Here is a 274-nt window from a genome sequence, read left to right on the forward strand (position 1 = left end):
GTAGTATGCAGCGCCAATGACAAATAACCCTATTGTGAATAAGAATGCCCGTGGGTCAAACGCATACACTCCGGTTAATGCTATTAAAGACAGGACTAATGCAATACCTGATGTTACGACACCACCCGGTGTTTTGTATGGACGGACTAATTCAGGCTGTTTTATGCGTAATAATATATGGCTTAATGCCATTAATGCATAAGATACTGTTGCGCCCACAACGGCCATAGCAAGCAATAAATCACCTTCGCCGCTGAGTGATGCAATAAAACCG

The 274-nt window shown here is 43.1% G+C and carries 1 pseudogene; it reads right to left on the reverse strand.

From position 1 onward, the window contains the following. Nucleotides 1-274: pseudogene (locus AAEY72_RS14825) on the reverse strand (ethanolamine permease); the annotation flags it as partial.

Source organism: Psychrobacter sp. W2-37-MNA-CIBAN-0211, from assembly GCF_040309405.1.
GTDB lineage: Bacteria > Pseudomonadota > Gammaproteobacteria > Pseudomonadales > Moraxellaceae > Psychrobacter > Psychrobacter glaciei.